Origin of the sequence: Tessaracoccus caeni (assembly GCF_029211185.1) — a bacterium.
Lineage (GTDB): Bacteria > Actinomycetota > Actinomycetes > Propionibacteriales > Propionibacteriaceae > Arachnia > Arachnia caeni.
On the sequence record NZ_JARGDO010000070.1, the window covers coordinates 1 to 357 of the forward strand.

Consider the following 357-nt stretch of genomic DNA (forward strand, 5'->3'; position numbering starts at 1 on the left):
ATGAGGGCTCCCACACTGTTAAGGTGGTAAGACCCCCAGTAGCCCACTGGGTGATAGGTCGGATGTGGAAGTGCTGCAAGGCATGGAGCTGACCGATACTAATAGGTCGAGGGCTTGTCTACAACACCACATTCTTACGGTCTATGAAGGCTATGTTGTTCGCGTTCACTATAAAATATCTGAAAACACACCCCTGAACCCAGGATCGGGTTCGGTGGCTGGATTTCAACTGAATAATTTGTTCCAAGAAATCGTTATACACGGTCGGAGCAAACCCACAGGTTTGTTTCGGTGGTCATAGCGGAGGGGAAATACCCGGTCTCATTCCGAACCCGGAAGTCAAGCCCTCCAGCGCCG

Annotated in this window: 2 rRNA genes; both read left to right on the plus strand. The window is 51.0% G+C overall.

The features are described from left to right. Positions 1 to 122: ribosomal RNA gene (locus P0D62_RS19040) — 23S ribosomal RNA — on the plus strand; the annotation flags it as partial. Positions 123 to 287: 165 nt separating this feature from the next. Next, a 5S ribosomal RNA gene (gene rrf, locus P0D62_RS19045) occupies positions 288 to 357 on the plus strand; the annotation flags it as partial.